The sequence below is a fragment of the Methylobacterium sp. GXF4 genome (genome assembly GCF_000272495.1).
In the GTDB taxonomy this organism is placed as follows: domain Bacteria; phylum Pseudomonadota; class Alphaproteobacteria; order Rhizobiales; family Beijerinckiaceae; genus Methylobacterium; species Methylobacterium brachiatum.
The window spans coordinates 1-1,281 of record NZ_AKFK01000036.1 but is presented as its reverse complement, the minus strand read 5'-3'; the positions used below and the strand labels follow the sequence as shown (position 1 = coordinate 1,281).

General features: G+C 63.1%; 2 protein-coding genes. One reads left to right on the top strand and one right to left on the bottom strand.

The features are described from left to right. Positions 1-190: 190 nt before the first annotated feature. Positions 191-490 carry a hypothetical protein gene (locus WYO_RS04080; RefSeq protein ID WP_128754942.1) on the top strand — a complete coding sequence of 100 codons (300 nt, stop codon included), beginning with the start codon at positions 191-193 and terminating at the stop codon, positions 488-490. A gap of 576 nt (positions 491-1,066) precedes the next feature. Here WYO_RS04080 and WYO_RS31450 read toward each other — a convergent pair. Next, positions 1,067-1,281: hypothetical protein (locus WYO_RS31450; RefSeq protein WP_007559397.1), on the bottom strand; the 215-nt coding region annotated here is incomplete at its 5' end.

Genomic DNA, 1,281 nt, shown 5'->3' with positions numbered 1-1,281 from the left:
GCAAGATTTTAAGTGGCATCTCGATCACGATCGAAATTGGATTTCCGCATTTTCTTCAGAGACTTGCGGGGCAGATAAGCCAATTTCTATTTCTACGGCGATCTCGGGCTGACTGGTCACAGTCCAGAACGGAAGGCAGTGAGGCGTCTTCACGTCGTGCGCGTCGGAGAGCACCGATACGACCTTCTCGGTGGCCAGCACGAACCACCGCGGAGGAACCTCCGTGTGTCCCGACCTCACGGTTGCGATCTGGTCCAAGGTCGGCGCCGAGATCTCGCCGAGCGCTTCCGGCCGGGGTTTCGATTTTCGTTACGTCGAAGACGAGACCGCCAGGGTCGGTGACGGCACCATGCGCGGATCCCCTTCGTGCGCCGCCGAGAAGATTGTCGCGGCCGCCTTCTCGAACGACATTTTCGACGGAGGGGCGGGCGCCATCCAGATCTCCGAGAAGCCCCCGGTGATCCCGCCCGCGAGGGTGAAGTTCCGGTGACGATCCCGGCGATGTTCTTGTGGCGATGCGGTCACCCCCCGGCTGCGAATGTACCGGCGGTGGCCTACTTCGAGGAGAACCATCCCGCCACGGGGGATCGCCCGAAGACATGGCCGTCTTCGGCAGGGTCTCGGCCACGGTTGGCATCAACCGCCGCTTCAGGCCACGAAGTCGAGAATGTCGGTCAGGTCCGCCTGCGACCCTGGGCGCCGATACTCGCGGAGACGATCTCCGAGAAGACGAGATGTACGTCTTCGACACGGTCTCGGTCAGGGTCGGCGCGCCGATATCGGTCCGGCCGGGGAGTCGATCTCACTGATGGCCTTGCTGAGTCTGGCCGGGTGATCTTCAGCGCTCCGCAGCCCAGGAAGATCGCCGAGCGCCCGATCGTGCCCGGTGTGCGCCTGTGTAGGGTGTGTAGGCGGAGAGAGAACAAGCTCCATCTCTCAGACCACCTCTTACTGAATTCTAAGAGGAATAAAGAGGTCTACATACCCTACACTGCCTACATCGAGACCGGCCTCACCCGCCTGAACACGAAGGGCGCGGAGCCTCTCGACCCCGCGCCCCGGACCCTCAGCGCGCCGTCGCGCCGACCATGGACACCACCTTCGCCATCACCGAGACCACAGGCTGGCCGCCGACGTAGCGGTAGCAGTTGCCCCTCGACGAGCGGAACTTCTCGAAGACCGGGGAGTCGGTGCGGTTCTCGATCAGGCGGGTCATCTCCGATCCCCACTCGGTCACACCCGTGCGGATGCCAGGGTGATAGGACTCCTCGTACTCGCGGT